Origin of the sequence: Curtobacterium sp. Arg-1 (assembly GCF_025643395.1) — a bacterium.
GTDB lineage: Bacteria > Actinomycetota > Actinomycetes > Actinomycetales > Microbacteriaceae > Curtobacterium > Curtobacterium poinsettiae.
In genome coordinates this window covers 2,720,025-2,734,561 of sequence record NZ_CP095731.1, presented here as the reverse complement: position 1 = coordinate 2,734,561, position 14,537 = coordinate 2,720,025, and the positions used below count along the sequence as shown (strand labels likewise).

At 72.2% G+C, this 14,537-nt stretch carries 18 protein-coding genes; 14 read left to right on the top strand and 4 right to left on the bottom strand.

Annotated features, from left to right (window positions below; translation table 11 throughout):
- Nucleotides 1-56: 56 nt before the first annotated feature.
- Genes MXD64_RS12970 through MXD64_RS12950 form a run of 5 tightly spaced genes read left to right on the top strand, consistent with a single transcriptional unit; the run spans nt 57 to nt 5,583 of the window.
- The gene (locus MXD64_RS12970) at nt 57-821 is read left to right on the top strand and encodes an aspartate/glutamate racemase family protein (protein WP_259575968.1); all 765 of its coding nucleotides are present in this window, start codon (nt 57-59) and stop codon (nt 819-821) included.
- On the top strand, nt 818-2,197 hold the full coding sequence (allB, locus tag MXD64_RS12965) for an allantoinase AllB (protein WP_263136549.1): 1,380 nt from the start codon (nt 818-820) through the stop codon (nt 2,195-2,197). The genes MXD64_RS12970 and allB overlap by 4 nt, the downstream gene beginning before the upstream one ends.
- 43 nt (nt 2,198-2,240) lie before the next feature.
- Nucleotides 2,241-3,497, top strand: a complete 1,257-nt coding sequence (locus tag MXD64_RS12960; RefSeq protein ID WP_056070513.1) for a pyridoxal-phosphate-dependent aminotransferase family protein — start codon at nt 2,241-2,243, stop codon at nt 3,495-3,497.
- A complete protein-coding gene (locus tag MXD64_RS12955; RefSeq protein WP_194589807.1) occupies nt 3,494-4,753 on the top strand; it encodes an allantoate amidohydrolase in 1,260 nt (419 codons plus the stop codon). The genes MXD64_RS12960 and MXD64_RS12955 overlap by 4 nt, the downstream gene beginning before the upstream one ends.
- Nucleotides 4,750-5,583, top strand: a complete 834-nt coding sequence (locus MXD64_RS12950; RefSeq protein ID WP_017888494.1) for a MurR/RpiR family transcriptional regulator — start codon at nt 4,750-4,752, stop codon at nt 5,581-5,583. The genes MXD64_RS12955 and MXD64_RS12950 overlap by 4 nt, the downstream gene beginning before the upstream one ends.
- On the opposite strand, the gene MXD64_RS12945 is transcribed toward MXD64_RS12950, so the two are convergent.
- Nucleotides 5,550-6,059, bottom strand: a complete 510-nt coding sequence (locus MXD64_RS12945; protein WP_017888495.1) for an SRPBCC family protein — start codon at nt 6,057-6,059, stop codon at nt 5,550-5,552. The genes MXD64_RS12950 and MXD64_RS12945 overlap by 34 nt on opposite strands.
- Nucleotides 6,060-6,203: 144 nt before the next feature.
- On the opposite strand from MXD64_RS12945, the gene MXD64_RS12940 reads away from it, so the two are divergent.
- From MXD64_RS12940 to epsC, 3 genes are all read left to right on the top strand, one after another.
- Complete coding sequence (locus tag MXD64_RS12940) at nt 6,204-7,241, top strand: dipeptidase (protein WP_262117833.1); 1,038 nt, start codon at nt 6,204-6,206, stop codon at nt 7,239-7,241.
- Between the two features lie 262 nt (nt 7,242-7,503).
- Nucleotides 7,504-8,442 (top strand): cysteine synthase A, encoded by a 939-nt coding sequence (cysK, locus tag MXD64_RS12935; RefSeq protein ID WP_017888498.1) that lies wholly within the window; start codon nt 7,504-7,506, stop codon nt 8,440-8,442.
- Entirely contained in the window at nt 8,439-9,023 is a 585-nt protein-coding gene (gene epsC / locus MXD64_RS12930; protein WP_235045701.1) for a serine O-acetyltransferase EpsC, read from the top strand. Before cysK ends, epsC begins: the two co-directional genes overlap by 4 nt.
- A 118-nt stretch (nt 9,024-9,141) precedes the next feature.
- On the opposite strand, the gene MXD64_RS12925 is transcribed toward epsC, so the two are convergent.
- Complete coding sequence (locus tag MXD64_RS12925; protein ID WP_017888500.1) at nt 9,142-9,441, bottom strand: excalibur calcium-binding domain-containing protein; 300 nt, start codon at nt 9,439-9,441, stop codon at nt 9,142-9,144.
- 141 nt (nt 9,442-9,582) lie between these two features.
- On the opposite strand from MXD64_RS12925, the gene MXD64_RS12920 reads away from it, so the two are divergent.
- Nucleotides 9,583-9,984, top strand: a complete 402-nt coding sequence (locus MXD64_RS12920; protein ID WP_042538129.1) for an MmcQ/YjbR family DNA-binding protein — start codon at nt 9,583-9,585, stop codon at nt 9,982-9,984.
- 96 nt (nt 9,985-10,080) lie between these two features.
- Here MXD64_RS12920 and MXD64_RS12915 read toward each other — a convergent pair whose 3' ends face one another.
- Nucleotides 10,081-10,710, bottom strand: coding sequence for an MOSC domain-containing protein (locus MXD64_RS12915; protein ID WP_250891566.1), 630 nt, complete (start codon nt 10,708-10,710; stop codon nt 10,081-10,083).
- Between the two features lie 180 nt (nt 10,711-10,890).
- On the opposite strand from MXD64_RS12915, the gene MXD64_RS12910 reads away from it, so the two are divergent.
- The 5 genes from MXD64_RS12910 to MXD64_RS12890 all read left to right on the top strand — a co-directional run bounded on the left by MXD64_RS12910 (nt 10,891) and on the right by MXD64_RS12890 (nt 13,532).
- Nucleotides 10,891-11,727 (top strand): alpha/beta fold hydrolase, encoded by an 837-nt coding sequence (locus tag MXD64_RS12910; protein ID WP_159556824.1) that lies wholly within the window; start codon nt 10,891-10,893, stop codon nt 11,725-11,727.
- Between the two features lie 130 nt (nt 11,728-11,857).
- The gene (locus MXD64_RS12905; protein ID WP_156155306.1) at nt 11,858-12,007 is read left to right on the top strand and encodes a hypothetical protein; all 150 of its coding nucleotides are present in this window, start codon (nt 11,858-11,860) and stop codon (nt 12,005-12,007) included.
- A gap of 9 nt (nt 12,008-12,016) precedes the next feature.
- Nucleotides 12,017-12,571: an RNA polymerase sigma factor gene (locus MXD64_RS12900; RefSeq protein ID WP_017888505.1), complete on the top strand. Its 555-nt coding sequence runs from the start codon at nt 12,017-12,019 to the stop codon at nt 12,569-12,571.
- Complete coding sequence (locus MXD64_RS12895) at nt 12,568-13,224, top strand: hypothetical protein (RefSeq protein ID WP_139179820.1); 657 nt, start codon at nt 12,568-12,570, stop codon at nt 13,222-13,224. Before MXD64_RS12900 ends, MXD64_RS12895 begins: the two co-directional genes overlap by 4 nt.
- Nucleotides 13,221-13,532, top strand: coding sequence for a hypothetical protein (locus tag MXD64_RS12890; protein ID WP_017888507.1), 312 nt, complete (start codon nt 13,221-13,223; stop codon nt 13,530-13,532). Before MXD64_RS12895 ends, MXD64_RS12890 begins: the two co-directional genes overlap by 4 nt.
- Before the next feature lie 88 nt (nt 13,533-13,620).
- On the opposite strand, the gene MXD64_RS12885 is transcribed toward MXD64_RS12890, so the two are convergent.
- Nucleotides 13,621-14,493 carry a hypothetical protein gene (locus MXD64_RS12885; protein WP_139179821.1) on the bottom strand — a complete coding sequence of 291 codons (873 nt, stop codon included), beginning with the start codon at nt 14,491-14,493 and terminating at the stop codon, nt 13,621-13,623.
- Nucleotides 14,494-14,537: the final 44 nt, after the last annotated feature.

Sequence of the window (14,537 nt, the reverse complement as noted above, 5' to 3'; positions counted from 1 at the left end):
AGCACCACCGGTTCCACCGCTCCACTCGTTCCACCCGCTCCACCGGAAGGACCCCGATGCGCATCCGCGTCGTCAACCCCAACACCACCGCGTCGATGACGCGTTCGATCGGCGTCGCAGCCCAGGCCGTCGCCGCGCCCGGCACCCTGATCGAAGCGGTCGAGCCCACGATGGGGCCGGCCTCGATCGAGAGCCACTACGAAGAGGCCCTGGCCGTCCCCGGGTTGCTCGAGCAGATCGCCCGCGGTGAGCAGGACGGGGTGGACGCCTTCGTCGTCGCCTGCTTCGGGGACCCGGGGGTCGACGCCGCGCGGGAACTCGCGACGGTGCCGGTGATCGGGATCGCCGAGGCCGGGTTCCACGCCGCCGCGATGCTCGGCCGCCGGTTCGGCGTCGTCACCACCCTGACGCGGACGACCGGCCGCGCCCACGAGCTCGCCCAGCGCTACGGGTTCGCACCGCTCGTCACCGAGATCCGTGCGTGCGAGGTCCCGGTGCTCGAGCTCGACGACCCCGCGTCCGGTGCGCGGGCGCTCGTGACCGAGGAGTGCCGAGCCGTCATCGACGGGGGAGCCGATGCCGTCGTGCTCGGGTGTGCGGGCATGGCCGACTTCTGCGCCGAGATCTCGCTCGCGATCGGGGCGCCGGTCGTCGACGGTGTCGCGGCTGCCACGGTCCTGGCCGAGTCGCTCGTCCGCCTCGGGGTGTCCACGGGCAAGCGTGGTGAGTACGCCCTGCCGCCGACGAAGGCGATGTCGGGGCTGCTGGCCGGCTTCGAACGCCACCCGGTGGCGGTCGCGACGGCCGGGGCGGGCGCGTGACGGGCCTCCCGGCGGCGGCCGCCACCGCCGACCTCGTCGTCCGCGCGCACCGAGCCTGGGTCGACGGCACGTTCCGTCCGGCCGCGGTCGTCGTCCACGACGGACGGGTCACCGACGTCCTGCCGGTCGATGCGGTCGTCGACACCGTGCAGGACCACACCGTGCCGGACGGGCAGGTACTGCTCCCCGGGCTCGTCGACACCCACGTGCACGTCAACGAGCCCGGCCGCACCGAGTGGGAGGGCTTCGCATCCGCGACCCGGGCCGCTGCGATGGGCGGTGTCACCACGATCGTGGACATGCCGCTCAACTCGATCCCCGCGACGACCACGGTCGAGGCGCTCGCCGTCAAGCGGGCGAGCGCCTCGGGCCGGGTGGCGGTCGACGTCGGGTTCTGGGGCGGTGCGGTCCCCGCGAGCCTCGGGACGCTCGACGCCCTGCACGACGCCGGCGTCTTCGGCTTCAAGTGCTTCACGGCGCCGAGCGGTGTGGACGAGTTCCCGCACCTCGACCCCGAGCAGCTCCGCGCCGCGATCGCCGAGGTCGCGCGGATCGACGCCCTGCTGATCGTGCACGCCGAGGACCCGGAACACCTCGTGCCGCACCAGGCGCTCGGTGGCCGGTACGCGGACTTCCTGGCCACCCGGCCCGTCGCCGCCGAACGGTCCGCGATCGCGCAGGTCATCGACGGCGCACGGGCCACCGGGGCACGGGTGCACGTGCTGCACCTGTCCGACGCGGGCGCGCTGCCGATGCTCCGCGCGGCGAAGGACGACGGCGTGCGCATCACGGTCGAGACGTGTCCGCACTACCTGTCGTTCGAGGCGGGCACGATCCCGGACGGCGCGACCGCCTACAAGTGCTGTCCGCCGATCCGTGACGATGCCAACCGCGACGCGCTGTGGGCGGGCGTGCTCGACGGCACGATCGACCTCGTGGTGTCGGACCACTCGCCCTCCACCGCGGACCTGAAGACCGACGACTGGGGCCTGGCCTGGGGTGGGGTCGCCGGGCTGCAGGTCGGGTTCCGAGCGGTGTGGACCGAGGCCGAGCGCCGCGGAGTCCCGCTCCAGGCACTGCTGCCGCTGTTCACGACCGGTCCCGCCGCCCTGGTCGGGCTGCACGACCGCGGCGTGATCGCGCCCGGTGCGCTGGCCCACTTCGCCGTGTTCGACCCGGCTGCCCGGTCCGTGGTCGACGTCGCCGGGCTCGAGCACCGCAACCCGGTCTCGGCGTTCGACGGGCTCCGTGTGCGCGGCAGCGTCACCGAGACCTGGCTCCGTGGCCACCGCATCGCCACGGCCGACGGCGGCGTGGTGCGGGTCGAGGGTCAGCTGGCCAGTCGTCCCGTGCTCGCGTCGGAAACACCCCTGTAACGATCGTTCCGGTATCGTCGGATCAGGAACGGAAGGAACCACCATGCTCCCAGTGAACCCACCTGCCCGTCTCCTCATGGGCCCGGGGCCGATCGACGCCGACCCGCGCGTGCTCCGGGCGCTGTCGACGCCGCTCGTCGGCCAGTACGACCCGTGGATGACCGCGACGATGAACGAGACGCAGGCGCTCTACCGCCGCGTGTTCGGCACGCAGAACGACGCCACGCTGCTCGTCGACGGCACCTCGCGCGCGGGCATCGAAGCGGTGCTCGTGTCCCTGCTCGCCCCGGGGGACCGCGTGCTCGTGCCGGTGTTCGGCCGGTTCGGACACCTGCTCGCCGAGATCGCCGGCCGTGCCGGTGCCGAAGTCCACACCATCCAGACCGAGTGGGGCCAGGTCTTCACGCCGTCCGCGATCGAGTCGGCGATCGCCCGCGTCCGGCCGAAGGTGCTGGCGGTCGTGCAGGGCGACACCTCGACCACGATGAACCAGCCCCTCGACGAGCTCGGTGTGATCTGCGAGCGGTACGGGGTCCTGCTCTACACCGACGCGACCGCGACCGTGGGCGGCAACCCGCTCGAGGTCGACGCCTGGGGGATCGACGCCGTGAGCGCCGGGCTGCAGAAGTGCCTCGGCGGCCCGTCCGGAAGTGCTCCCGTCACGCTGTCGCCGAAGGCCGTGGCGGTGCTCGACGAGCGGCGGAGCGTCGAGGCCGGCATCCGCGAACCCGGCGACGTCGTCGCCGACGAACCGATCCGCTCGAACTACCTCGACCTCGCGATGATCCTCGACTACTGGGGTCCGCGCCGACTGAACCACCACACCGAGGCTGCGTCGATGCTCTACGCCGCCCACGAGTGCGCCCGCATCCTGCTCGAAGAAGGCCGCGACGCCGTCGTCACCCGCCACGAGACCGCCGGGCGCGCGATGCTCGACGGCGTGCAGGCCCTCGGCCTCCGGGTCTTCGGCGACGTCGCCCACAAGATGCACAACGTCGTCGCCGTCGAGATCCCGTCCGACGTGGTCGGCGACCAGGTCCGCGCCGCGATGCTCGACGACCACGGCATCGAGATCGGCACGTCGTTCGGGCCGCTGCACGGGCGGGTCTGGCGCCTCGGCACCATGGGCTACAACGCGCGGAAGGACACCGTCGTCACGACCCTGGCCGCGCTCGAGCACGCCCTGCGTCGGGCAGGGCACGCGGTGCCGCACGGCGGCGGGGTCGACGCCGCCCTCGACGTCTTCCGCGACACCACCGCCACCGCCACCGCACGCGCCCAGGCCGAGGTGCTCGCGTGAGCGCCGTGCCCGTCCTGAACGCGACCGCCGTGGGCACCGCCGACGCCGAACTCGTCGCCGGCTGGTGCGACGAGCTCGCCGCCCTCAGCGCCGAACCGGGCCGGATCACCCGCGTCTACCTGTCGCCGGAGCACGCTCGGGCCAACGCCCTCGTCGCGGGCTGGATGCAGGACGCCGGACTGTCCACGTGGCAGGACGCCGCCGGCAACCTGCACGGTCGGGCCGCGGGCGCGACGCCCGACGCCCCCGTGCTGCTGCTCGGCTCCCACCTGGACACCGTGGTGGACGCCGGCCGGTACGACGGCATCGTCGGGGTGCTCATGGCGATCCGCACCGCCGCCCGGCTCACCGCCGACGGCCCGCTGCCCGTCGCACTCCAGGTCATCGCGTTCTCCGACGAAGAAGGCACCCGCTTCGGCAAGGCACTGCTCGGGTCGTCCGCCGTGGCCGGGGTCTGGGACGACGCCTGGTGGGACCTTGCCGACGATGACGGCACGACCCTGCGGCAGGCCTTCACCGACTTCGGCCTCGACCCGGAGCGTGTCGGTGACGCTGCGGTCGACCCGGCCTCCGTGGTCGGCTACCTCGAAGCGCACATCGAGCAGGGGCCGCACCTGGAGCAGGCCGGCCAGGCCCTCGGGGTCGTCACGAGCATCGCGAGTGCCCGGCGGTTCTCGGTCGAGGCCGTGGGGGAAGCCCGCCACGCCGGCGGCACCCCCTACGAACGACGGCACGACGCCCTGCTCGCCGCTGCCGAAGCGGCGTTGGCGGTGGAACGGATCTGCCGGGCGTCGCACCAGGTCGGCACGGTCGGCACGATGACCGTCGAACCCGGAGCCGTCAACGTGGTCCCCGGACTCGCACGGTTCTCCGTCGACCTGCGGGGCGAGTTCGACGACGAGCGCGACGAGGTCTGGGACGAACTCACCAAGGCCTTCACGCTCATCGGTGAACGGCGCGGGGTGAGCGTCACCCCGACCGAGGTGCACCGTGCGCCCGCGGTGTTCTGCTCGCCCCGGCTGATGGACGCCGTCCGCGCCGGGATCGTGTCGACGGGCGAAGCCGCACCGATGGAGCTGTTCTCACGAGCCGGCCACGACGCGATGTCGCTCGGGCTCATCACCGACGTCGCGATGCTGTTCCTCCGCAACCCCGACGGCATCAGCCACCACCCGGACGAGTTCGTGTCGACGCCGGACATCGCCCTCGGCCTCGACGCCCTGGCCGTCGCCGTCGATCGGGTGGCACGCGCATGAGCACCGCCGGCCCCGACGTCCGCGCCCGGATCGACTCCGTCTGGGAACAGCTCTCGCCCGCGGAACGACGAGTCGCCGCCATGGTGCGGCACGATCCGGAACTCCTGCTCGTCGGCACCTCCGCTGAACTCGCGGCCGAGTCCGGCACCTCGAAGGCCACGGTCTCGCGACTCGTGCGGTCCCTGGGATTCCAGGACGCCGCCGAGGTCCGGCAGAACCTGATGTCGGCGCGGGGCTCGGGCCTGCCGTGGGTCGCCGAGGACGCCGCCCACGTCGACCAGCGTGCGGTGGAGGCACGGAACCTCGACGCAGCCTTCGCGTCCCTCGGCCGAGCGGACCGGCCGCGGCTGGCCCGTCGGATCGTCCGTGCCCGCCGGGTGCTCGTCCTCGGCGAACGCGGGGCCTACCCGATCGCGCTGCAACTGCGGTCCCAACTGGCGCAGGTGCGGTCCGACGTCCGGGTCGGTCCGTCGCCCGGGCAGCGGCTCGGGGAAGAGGTCGCCGACCTCGACCGGCACGACCTCGTCGTCCTGGTGACCGTGCGCCGGCACACCGCCGGGGTCGAACGGATCGTCCGGCACTGCGTCGACTCCGGCGCGGACGTCGTCGTGCTCGGCGACCCGACGGCCGCGGTCATCGCCGCTCCCGCCACCACCGCGATCCTCTGCCCGGTCGACTCACCGTCGGCGTTCGACTCGATGGCCGCGCTGTTCGCCGTCGTCGCGGCGATCACGAACGACGTCTACGACGCCTCGGGTCCCGGTGGCCGGGTGCGGGTCGACGCCGTCGCCACCGCCTACGACGCCCTGGGGGAACTCGCAGCGCCCTGATCGCCGTCCGTCCCGCCGCCGAGCTCGGCACGCAGCTCAGCGGCGAGCGACGCGTTGCGGTCGGCGATGAGCTTCGGCATGTACCGGGCCAACGCGAGCACCTCGGCCAGGCGGCCCAGCGGACCGAGCGGAGCGCGGAACGTGATGGTGTCGACCATGCGCGTCCCGCCGGCCGACGGCTCGAACCGGTGCTCGTGGTGGAAGCGGGCGAACGGCCCACGCACCTGTTCGTCGACGAACCGGTGGGGAGCCTCCAGGGCGGTGACGCCGCTCGTCATCTTCCAGACGATCCCGAAGTGCCGCGCCCGCCAGGTGACGGTCTCGCCCAGGCCGATCGTGCCGGTCGTCGTGCCGGCGACGGCGCGTTCGTCGGTCGCTGCCATCGAGCGCTCGTGCGCGCCGATGTCCAGCGACAGTGCGAAGGCGCGCTCCGGCGGCACCGGCAGTTCCGTCACGACACGGAACGAGACGGTCACGACGTCGGCCAGACCGTCGGAGCGGACCGATCGTCGTCGGCATCGCTGATCTCGGGGACCGAGAGCACCAGGCGCTCGGTGCGGAGGGTGACGGGCTGCACAGAACGAGCCTAGCCACGACGGCGCGGGCGGTAGCGTCGGGGGATGACGTTCGACGCGCTCCCGTTCCCGGTCATCGACGGCCACAACGACCTGCCCTGGGAGCGCCGTGACAGCCACGACTCCGGCGTCGAGGGCATCGACACCGAGACCGACTCGCTGCACACCGACATCCCGAAGCTCCGTGCCGGCGGCGTGGTCGGGCAGTTCTGGTCGGTGTTCGTGCCCGCGGACGACCCGGACCCCGTGACGACGACGCTGCAGCAGGTCGATCTCGCACACCGGATCATCGAGCGTTACCCCGACGACCTCGCGCTTGCCCGCACCGCCGCCGAGGTCCGTGCGGCGGTCGACTCCGGCCGGATCGCGTCCCTGCTCGGCGCCGAGGGCGGGCACTCGATCGGCGACGACCTGGCCGTCCTCCGCACCCTCGCGCGGCTCGGCGTCCGGTACATGACGCTCACACACAACGACGACACCCCCTGGGCCGACTCCGCGACCGGGGAACGGGCGCACGGCGGCCTGACCGACCGCGGGCGACAGGTCGTCGCCGAGATGGAGCGGATCGGCATGCTCGTCGACCTGTCCCACACCGCCCCGGCCACCATGCGGGACACCCTCGACATCGCGACCCAGCCCGTCGTGTTCAGCCACTCGTCGACCGTCGCGATCGACGACCACCCGCGGAACGTGCCCGACGACGTGCTCGCCCGGCTCGCCGACAACGGTGGCGTCGTGATGATCACCTTCGTGCCGAAGTTCGTGTCGCGGGTGTGGGCCGACTGGGAGGAGTCGGGCATGGCCGGCGAACCGCCCCTGGTCACGGTGTCGGACGTCGCCGACCACGTCGAGCACGCCCGCGACGCCGCCGGTGTGGCGCACCTGGGCCTCGGCGGCGACTACGACGGCACCCCGGTGCTGCCGCCGGACCTGCGCGACGTGTCGCGGTACCCGGTGCTCGCGGCGGAGCTGGTCCGCCGCGGCTGGGGCGAGTCGGACCTGCGTGCGCTGGCCGGCGGCAACGTGCTGCGGGTGCTCGAGGCGACCGACGAGCGGTTCGCCCGGACGGCGTTCGTGCGCTGACGCGGTCGATCGCGCCACGAAAGCGACTCTCCTCGGCGCTGGTCGTGCTCACTCCCGCGAAAGCGACAGAACCGTGCGAACCTTCCGCGGACACCTGTCGCTTTCGCAGGCCGGGGCAGCAACCGGCCCGGATGCGCGAATCGGGTCCGGCGCGCACGCGCCGTCACGGACAGGACCACCTGGGGTCCGGTGGCTAGGATCGGGCGCACACCGCGCCTCCAGGAAGAGCGATGCGCGACCTGAGCTGCGAAGGACGGACCGGATGAGCGGCACCATCTACGAGAACATCTCCCAGGCGTTCGGCAACACCCCCCTCGTCAAGTTGAACCGCCTGCCGAAGGCGGGCGGCGCCGAGGTGCTCGCGAAGCTCGAGTTCTACAACCCGGGCGCCAGCGTCAAGGACCGCTTGGGCGTCGCGATCATCGACGCCGCCGAGGCCTCCGGAGCGCTGCAGGCCGGCGGCACCATCGTCGAGGGCTCGTCCGGCAACACCGGGATCGCCCTGGCCCTGGTCGGCGCCGCCCGCGGGTACCGGGTCGTCATCACGATGCCCGAGACGATGAGCGTCGAACGCCGTGCGGTGATCCGTGCGTACGGGGCCGAGATCGTCCTGACCCCCGGGCCCGAGGGCATGAAGGGCGCGGTCGCCAAGGCCGAGTCGATCGTCGCGGAGACCCCCGGCGCCATCCTCGCCCACCAGTTCGAGACGGCCGCGAACGCCGAGATCCACCGGAAGACCACGGCGGAGGAGATCCTCCGCGACACCGAGGAGCACGTCGACGTGTTCGTCGCGGGTGTCGGCACCGGCGGCACGATCACCGGGGTCGGGCAGGTGCTCAAGGAGCGCGTGCCCGGCGTGCAGATCGTCGCCGTCGAGCCGAAGGACTCGCCCCTGCTCACCGAGGGCAAGGCCGGTCCGCACAAGATCCAGGGCATCGGCGCGAACTTCATCCCCGAGGTCCTCGACCAGAGCGTCATCGACGAGGTGTTCGACGTCGAGCTCGACGACGCACTCCGTGTCGCCCGCGCCCTGGCGACCGAGGAGGGCATCCTGTCGGGCATCTCGTCCGGCGCGATCATCCACGCGGCCCTCGAGATCGCCGCCCGCCCCGAGAACGCCGGCAAGCGGATCGTCGCCATCGTGTGCGACACCGGAGAGCGCTACCTGTCGACGGTGCTCTTCGAGGGACTCACTGCGTGAGTCGTCCCGTCCGACGAGGCGTGCTGCGGACCATCCGCGAGGACCTGGCCGCAGCACGCCGCGGTGACCCTGCTGCGCGCGGCGACCTGGAGAACGCGATCGTCTACTCCGGGTTGCACGCCATCTGGACGTACCGGGTGACCCACCGGCTCTGGAACGCACAGGGGCTGCCCGGGTCGCGGTTCGCGGCGCGGCTGCTCGGGCAGGTCGCGCGGTCGGTCACCGGGATCGAGATCCACCCGGGGGCGCGCATCGGCCGCCGGTTCTTCATCGACCACGGCATGGGTGTCGTCATCGGGGAGACCGCGGTCATCGGGGACGACGTGCTCGTGTTCCACGGTGTGACCCTGGGTGGACGCGGTGGCGACCACGGCCCGAGCGCCCGACGGCATCCGGTGGTGGGGGACCGCGTGGTGCTCGGCGCGGGGTCGTCGCTCATCGGGGCGATCACGATCGGTCCGGACTCCGTCGTCGGCGCCAACACCGTGGTCACGAAGGACGTACCGGCGGGGTCGGTGGTCACCGGGGTGGCCGGGACGCCTCGTCCCCGGTCCGGGCACGAGGGCGTCCCGTCGCTCTGAGCGCATCGCACCGCGCCGGGCACGCAAAGCACCGGTGTTCGCGCATCGCACCCCGGCGTGCGGGTGTTCAGGACGCGAACACCGGTGTCTTGCCGGTGTCACCGAGCGAGCGGGAGCGTCAGCTCTTCTCGCAGGCGATGCCGTCCTTGTCGCGGTCGAGCTTGGTGTTCGCCCGGTACAGCGCGTCGTCCTTCTTCACCGTGCCCTTGAGCGCGCGGTAGGTGGCCTTGCCACCGGAGACGACCTTGTTCTTCTTGACGGACTTCTTCGCGATGCCGCCGGAGTAGACCTTGTGCACCGCGGTGCAGTTGGCGTAGGACTTCGGTGCTGCCTGGGCGGTCGAGGTCCCGCCGACGACGACGGTGGTCGCGAGGACGGCGGTGGCGGCGGCGATGCCGAGGGTACGGATGATGCGCACGGGTTCCCCCTGGAACTGGTGGTGATCGCGCGAGCGATCGCCGCGTCGGGTACGCGGCGTGGTGATCCTACGACGTGATCGACGCTCACGACCTGCCCCCGAACGGGGTGCGCTGTCGGCGGCCTCGGGCATCCTGGTCAGATGGACGGCGAGCAGTTGCACGAGATCGCGAGCCGCACGGCCCTGGCGCTGCCGGCGGCCGTCGAGACGCAGCCGTTCGGCGAGGGCTCCGTCGTCTACAAGGTCGTCGGCAAGATGTTCGTGATGGTCACCGAGGTACGCGGGACACCGATCGTCAACCTGAAGTGCGCGCCGCCGCACGGGGCGGCGCTGGTGCGCGACCACGACGAGATCACGCCGGGGTGGCACATGAACAAGCGGCACTGGATCACGCTGGCGCCGGGTGGCGGCATCGACGAGACCCTGGTCGAGGACCTCGTGGCGAACGCCTACGACCTGGTGGTCGCGGGACTGCCCGCGGCGAAGCGCCCGATCGACCCGTCGCGGGGCGCGCTGCCGGGCCGTCCGGACGCAAGGAGCTGACAGGACGCAAGGAGCTGACCGGACGCAAGGAGCTGACCGGACGCAAGGAGCTGACAGGACGCACGGAGCGGCGCGGACGCACGCGGCTCGACGGGCTCAGGCCCGCGCGGCGACCTTCGACAGGTCCTGCACGACCTTCGGCGCCAGCCGTTCCCCCGACTCGAGCACGGCCCGTGCACGTCCGGGCGACAGGTCGCTGAAGATCTCGCCGATGGTCACCCCGTGCTCCGGCCGGTACGTCACCGCGATGAGGTCGCCCGCTGTCACCGATCCGGACTTGACCACGCGGAAGTACGCGCCGGGTCGGCCCTCGTCGGCGAACCGCTTCACCCACTTGTCGATCCCCATGCGCCTGGCGAAGGTGCCGCACGGGATCCGGGGGATCGTGACCTCGAGTTCCAGGGTGTCGCCGATCCGCCAGCGCTCCCCGGTCACGGCACCGGTGACGTCGATGCCGCTGGTGCGCAGGTTCTCGCCGAACAGGCCGGGCGTGATCTCGCGGTCGAGCAGCTCGGCGAAGTACGCGGCGTCCTCGTCGGCGTAGGCGTACACGGCCTGGTCCGGGCCGCCGTGGTACTTGCGGTTCGCCTGCACGTCGGCACGCAGGCCGAGGGGCCGGACGCGGACGCTGCCGGCGACCGGGCGCTTGTCGATCGCGGTGACGCCGATGATGCCGGAGTCCGGCAGCAGGCGGTCGACGCGGCAGACGGCGGTGACGAGCGGCATGGAGCCACTCTGGCGCACGCGGGGCCCGTGCGCCAAGCCGCGCTCGCGCCGGCCCGACACGTTGGTGCTAGCGGGTGAGCCTCCCTCGGAACTACGGTGAACGAGTTCCGGCCTCCCGCCGACGTGGAGGCAGCGGCCAGCCCGCGTCACGAGTGGAACAGACAACCAGGGAGGCACGAGATGGCGTTCGTCACCACGAGCGATGGGGCAGAGATCTTCTACAAGGACTGGGGGTCGCGCGACGCGCAGCCGATCGTCTTCCACCACGGCTGGCCCCTGTCTTCGGACGACTGGGACGCCCAGATGCTGTTCTTCCTCGGCAAGGGCTACCGCGTGATCGCGCACGACCGTCGCGGGCACGGGCGGTCGTCGCAGATCGGCACCGGACACGACATGGACCACTACGCGAGCGACACGGACGCGCTCGTGCAGCACCTGGACCTGCGGAACGCGGTCCACATCGGCCACTCGACCGGCGGTGGCCAGGTCGCGCGGTACGTCGCACAGTACGGCGAGCCCCAGGGCCGGGTCGCCAAGGCGGTCCTGGTGTCCTCGGTGCCGCCGATCATGGTGCAGAGCGACTCGAACCCGGAAGGCACGCCCATCTCGGTGTTCGACGGGTTCCGGAGCGCGCTCGCCGCGAACCGCGCGGAGTTCTTCCAGGCCGTCGCCGAGGGGCCGTTCTACGGCTTCAACCGGCCGGGGGCAGAGGTGTCCGCCCCGGTGGTCGCCAACTGGTGGCGCCAGGGGATGACGGGCAGCGCCCTGGCCCACTACGAGGGCATCAAGGCGTTCTCCGAGACCGACCAGACCGAGGACCTCAAGGCGATCTCGGTCCCGGTCCTCGTGACCCAGGGCGACGACGACCAGGTCGTGCCCTACAAGGCCGCAGCCATCAAGCAGGCGGAGCTGCTGCCCAACGCGACGCTCAAGATCTACGAGGGCTACCCGCACGGGATGCTGACGACCCACGCGGACGTCATCAACCCCGACCTGCTCGCCTTCATCCAGCAGTAGGACCGCCCAGCACACGAAGCGGCCCGGTCAGGGGCGCACACCGGCACCGTCCGGGTGCGTCCCTGACGTCGTGTGTGACGAAACGGGTCCGGCGTCCGTCTCATCGGTGACCACACCACGAGGAGCCGACGTGACCCGCACCGCTGCAGTCCCCAGGAACGCCCCCGCGCACGTGCTCGCCCTGGCGCGTGTCCGCTCGCTGGCCGCCCGACCGGTCGGACCGTTCACGGTCGTGCCGGCGCATCCGCGCACCCAGCCGTTCACCATCCACCACCAGTAGAAGGAACGCGTGCACCACCAGTCCCTCGCCGAGCTCGACGACGCGGTCCTCGCCGGCCGGTCGTCCGACGGCGACGTCCGGGCCTTCGAGGTCCTGATCCGTCGCCACACCCCGCTGCTCCGTGCCTACGCCCGTCGGACCCTCGGTTCCACCGACGAACTCGACGACGTCGTGCAGGAGACCTTCATCACCGCGTGGGACCGCCTCGACTCCCTCGACGACCTCGCCCGCGTGAAGTCGTGGTTGATGCGCATCCTCAGCCGGAAGTGCCTCGACCGCATCCGTGCGCGTCGCATCCACGACGACGTCACCGAGCTCGAGGTCGCCGCACCCGCGGACGACGCACCTGACCGGGTCGCCGAAGCGCGTTCCCGCGAGGACGCGGTGGAACGTGCACTGGCCGAACTGCCCGAAGCCCAACGACGGTGCTGGATCATGAAGGAGGTGCTCGAGTACCGGTACGAGGAGATCGCCGCCGAACTCGACCTGCCACCATCGACGGTCCGGGGACTGCTGTCCCGAGCGAGGAAGAACATGATCCGACTCATGGAGGGATGGCGATGACCGACCACGACGGCATCCGTCCGGACCTGCCCGACAGCTCCGAGGCGCTCGACGCCCTGGAGCCCGGCGACCTCGACGGTCACTCGATCGACGAGCTCACCGACTACCTCGACGCGGGGATGCAGCCGGCCGACCCGAGCATCGACGACTCACCCGCGTGCCAGAACGCCCTCGCGGCGATCATCCGCGTCCGTCACGCGTCGCTCCGATCACTCGAGGTGGCAGCGCGTGAGGAGGCCCCGGCCGACGAGTCGTGGATCAGTGGCGTCCTGGCGAACATCTCGATCGAGGCCCGATCCGGCCGCGACGTGCCGCTCCGCCCCCTGTCCGAGACGGAGCGCCCGGTGATGACCGAGGGCGCCATCCGTTCCCTCATCCGGCGGACCGGCGACGCCGTCACCGGCGTGCTCGTCGCCCGCTGTCAGCTGGAGGGCGACGTCACCGAGCTCGCGTCACCGGTGCGCGTGGTGGTCGAGATCGCGATCGCCCCGGGCCTGTCCATCCCGACGGCCGCCGACCTGGTCCGGACCGCGGTGGGCGAGGCGCTGGCGGAGCAGACCGACCTGCTCGTCGAGGCGATCGACGTGGTCGTCCGCGATCTGCTGCCGGAGCACGACGACGCGACCGGCACCGACCCGGAGGAGGCACGATGACGACCACCGACGAGGCCCTCGCGGCGATCGAGACCGCGGTGACCGAGGTCTCCGGGGTCACCGACCTCTACCGCTCCCGCCCGCTGGTCGCGAGCGCCGTGCAGGCGGTCCGGAGCATCGCCACGAACGCCGGCCCGCTCAGGATCGTCGTCGATGACGAAGGGGTCCTGCGCGTCGTCATCGGCACCGACGGCTTCCGCCCGGCCCCGGAGGTCGCCCGCGCCGTCCACGACGTCGCCCTGGCGACCGCCGCGGCCCACGACCTGGCGCTCAGCCGCGTCGACGTGCGCGTCGCGCGGGTGGGCTGACCGCGACCACACGACGAACGGGAGGCCCGTGGCGGATCCGCCACGGGCCTCCCGTTCGTCTGCTGGTCGCCGTCGCGACCCGCGCCGATCAGTAGAAGTTGCTCGCCTGCGAGTGCGCCCACGCCGCGCACGGGGTGCCGTACGCCGAGCTGATGTACCGCAGACCCCACGTGATCTGGGTGGTGGCGTTGGTGCGCCAGTCCGATCCGACCGTGGCCATCTTCGACCCGGGGAGCGCCTGCGGGATGCCGGTGGCACCGCCGTTGGCGTTGACGGCCTGGTAGTTCCAGCCGGACTCCTTGGTCCACAGGTTGTCCAGGCACTGGAACTGGTCGGCGCCCCAGCCGTACTCGGACGACGCGAGCGAGGTCGCCGTGGCCTTGGCCCCCGCGACGGTGTTGCCGGCGGCGAGCTTCCGGGCGGCCTCGGCTGCCTCGGCGGCGGCCTGCCGGTCGGCGGCGGCCTTCGCGGCGGCGGCTGCCTTCGCGTCGACGTCCCGCTTGTCCTGCGTCGCACTCGCCTCGGCGACGTGCGTGGCGGACGCGACGGTCGTCGAGATCCGGTTCGTCAGCGCCGCACCGGACAGTTCCGGGTAGTCGCTCAGGGCGTCGACCCGCTGCTCGAGCGACGAGGTGTCGACCTTGGCGTTCGCGGTCTGCATGACGGTCTTCGCCGTGGTGATCGTGGCGGCGGCCTGGGCGCGGTCGAGTGCGGTGCCGTGCAGCGCGGGCTGGGCGGTCGCCGAGGCACTCGGGGTGCCGGTCGGCATGCCGAGGGCTTCGCCGATCGCGGGCTGCGTGCCGACGGTCAACGCGCCACCGGCGACGGCGAGGACCGCGGCGCCGCCGGCGATCATCGTCGCCCGGTGTCGCAGGGCACGGCGCATCCGGCGGCTGGGGGTGTTCAGCGCCTCACGTCGGGTCGAGGCGGTGGGGGTGGGGAGCTCAGGGGTGTGTCGCATCGGTTCCGCAGGTCGGCGGCTCGGTGGGGACGGACTCCTGCTCG

Coding starts and splice junctions, on each gene's coding strand:
- MXD64_RS12910 (WP_159556824.1), top strand. CDS start 10,891: ATGGCGTTCGTCACCACGAGCGATGGGGCAGAGATCTTCTACAAGGAC.
- MXD64_RS12920 (WP_042538129.1), top strand. CDS start 9,583: ATGGACGGCGAGCAGTTGCACGAGATCGCGAGCCGCACGGCCCTGGCG.
- MXD64_RS12970 (WP_259575968.1), top strand. CDS start 57: ATGCGCATCCGCGTCGTCAACCCCAACACCACCGCGTCGATGACGCGT.
- MXD64_RS12940 (WP_262117833.1), top strand. CDS start 6,204: ATGACGTTCGACGCGCTCCCGTTCCCGGTCATCGACGGCCACAACGAC.
- MXD64_RS12895 (WP_139179820.1), top strand. CDS start 12,568: ATGACCGACCACGACGGCATCCGTCCGGACCTGCCCGACAGCTCCGAG.
- cysK (WP_017888498.1), top strand. CDS start 7,504: ATGAGCGGCACCATCTACGAGAACATCTCCCAGGCGTTCGGCAACACC.
- MXD64_RS12885 (WP_139179821.1), bottom strand. CDS start 14,493: ATGCGACACACCCCTGAGCTCCCCACCCCCACCGCCTCGACCCGACGT.
- MXD64_RS12915 (WP_250891566.1), bottom strand. CDS start 10,710: ATGCCGCTCGTCACCGCCGTCTGCCGCGTCGACCGCCTGCTGCCGGAC.
- MXD64_RS12950 (WP_017888494.1), top strand. CDS start 4,750: ATGAGCACCGCCGGCCCCGACGTCCGCGCCCGGATCGACTCCGTCTGG.
- MXD64_RS12890 (WP_017888507.1), top strand. CDS start 13,221: ATGACGACCACCGACGAGGCCCTCGCGGCGATCGAGACCGCGGTGACC.
- MXD64_RS12960 (WP_056070513.1), top strand. CDS start 2,241: ATGCTCCCAGTGAACCCACCTGCCCGTCTCCTCATGGGCCCGGGGCCG.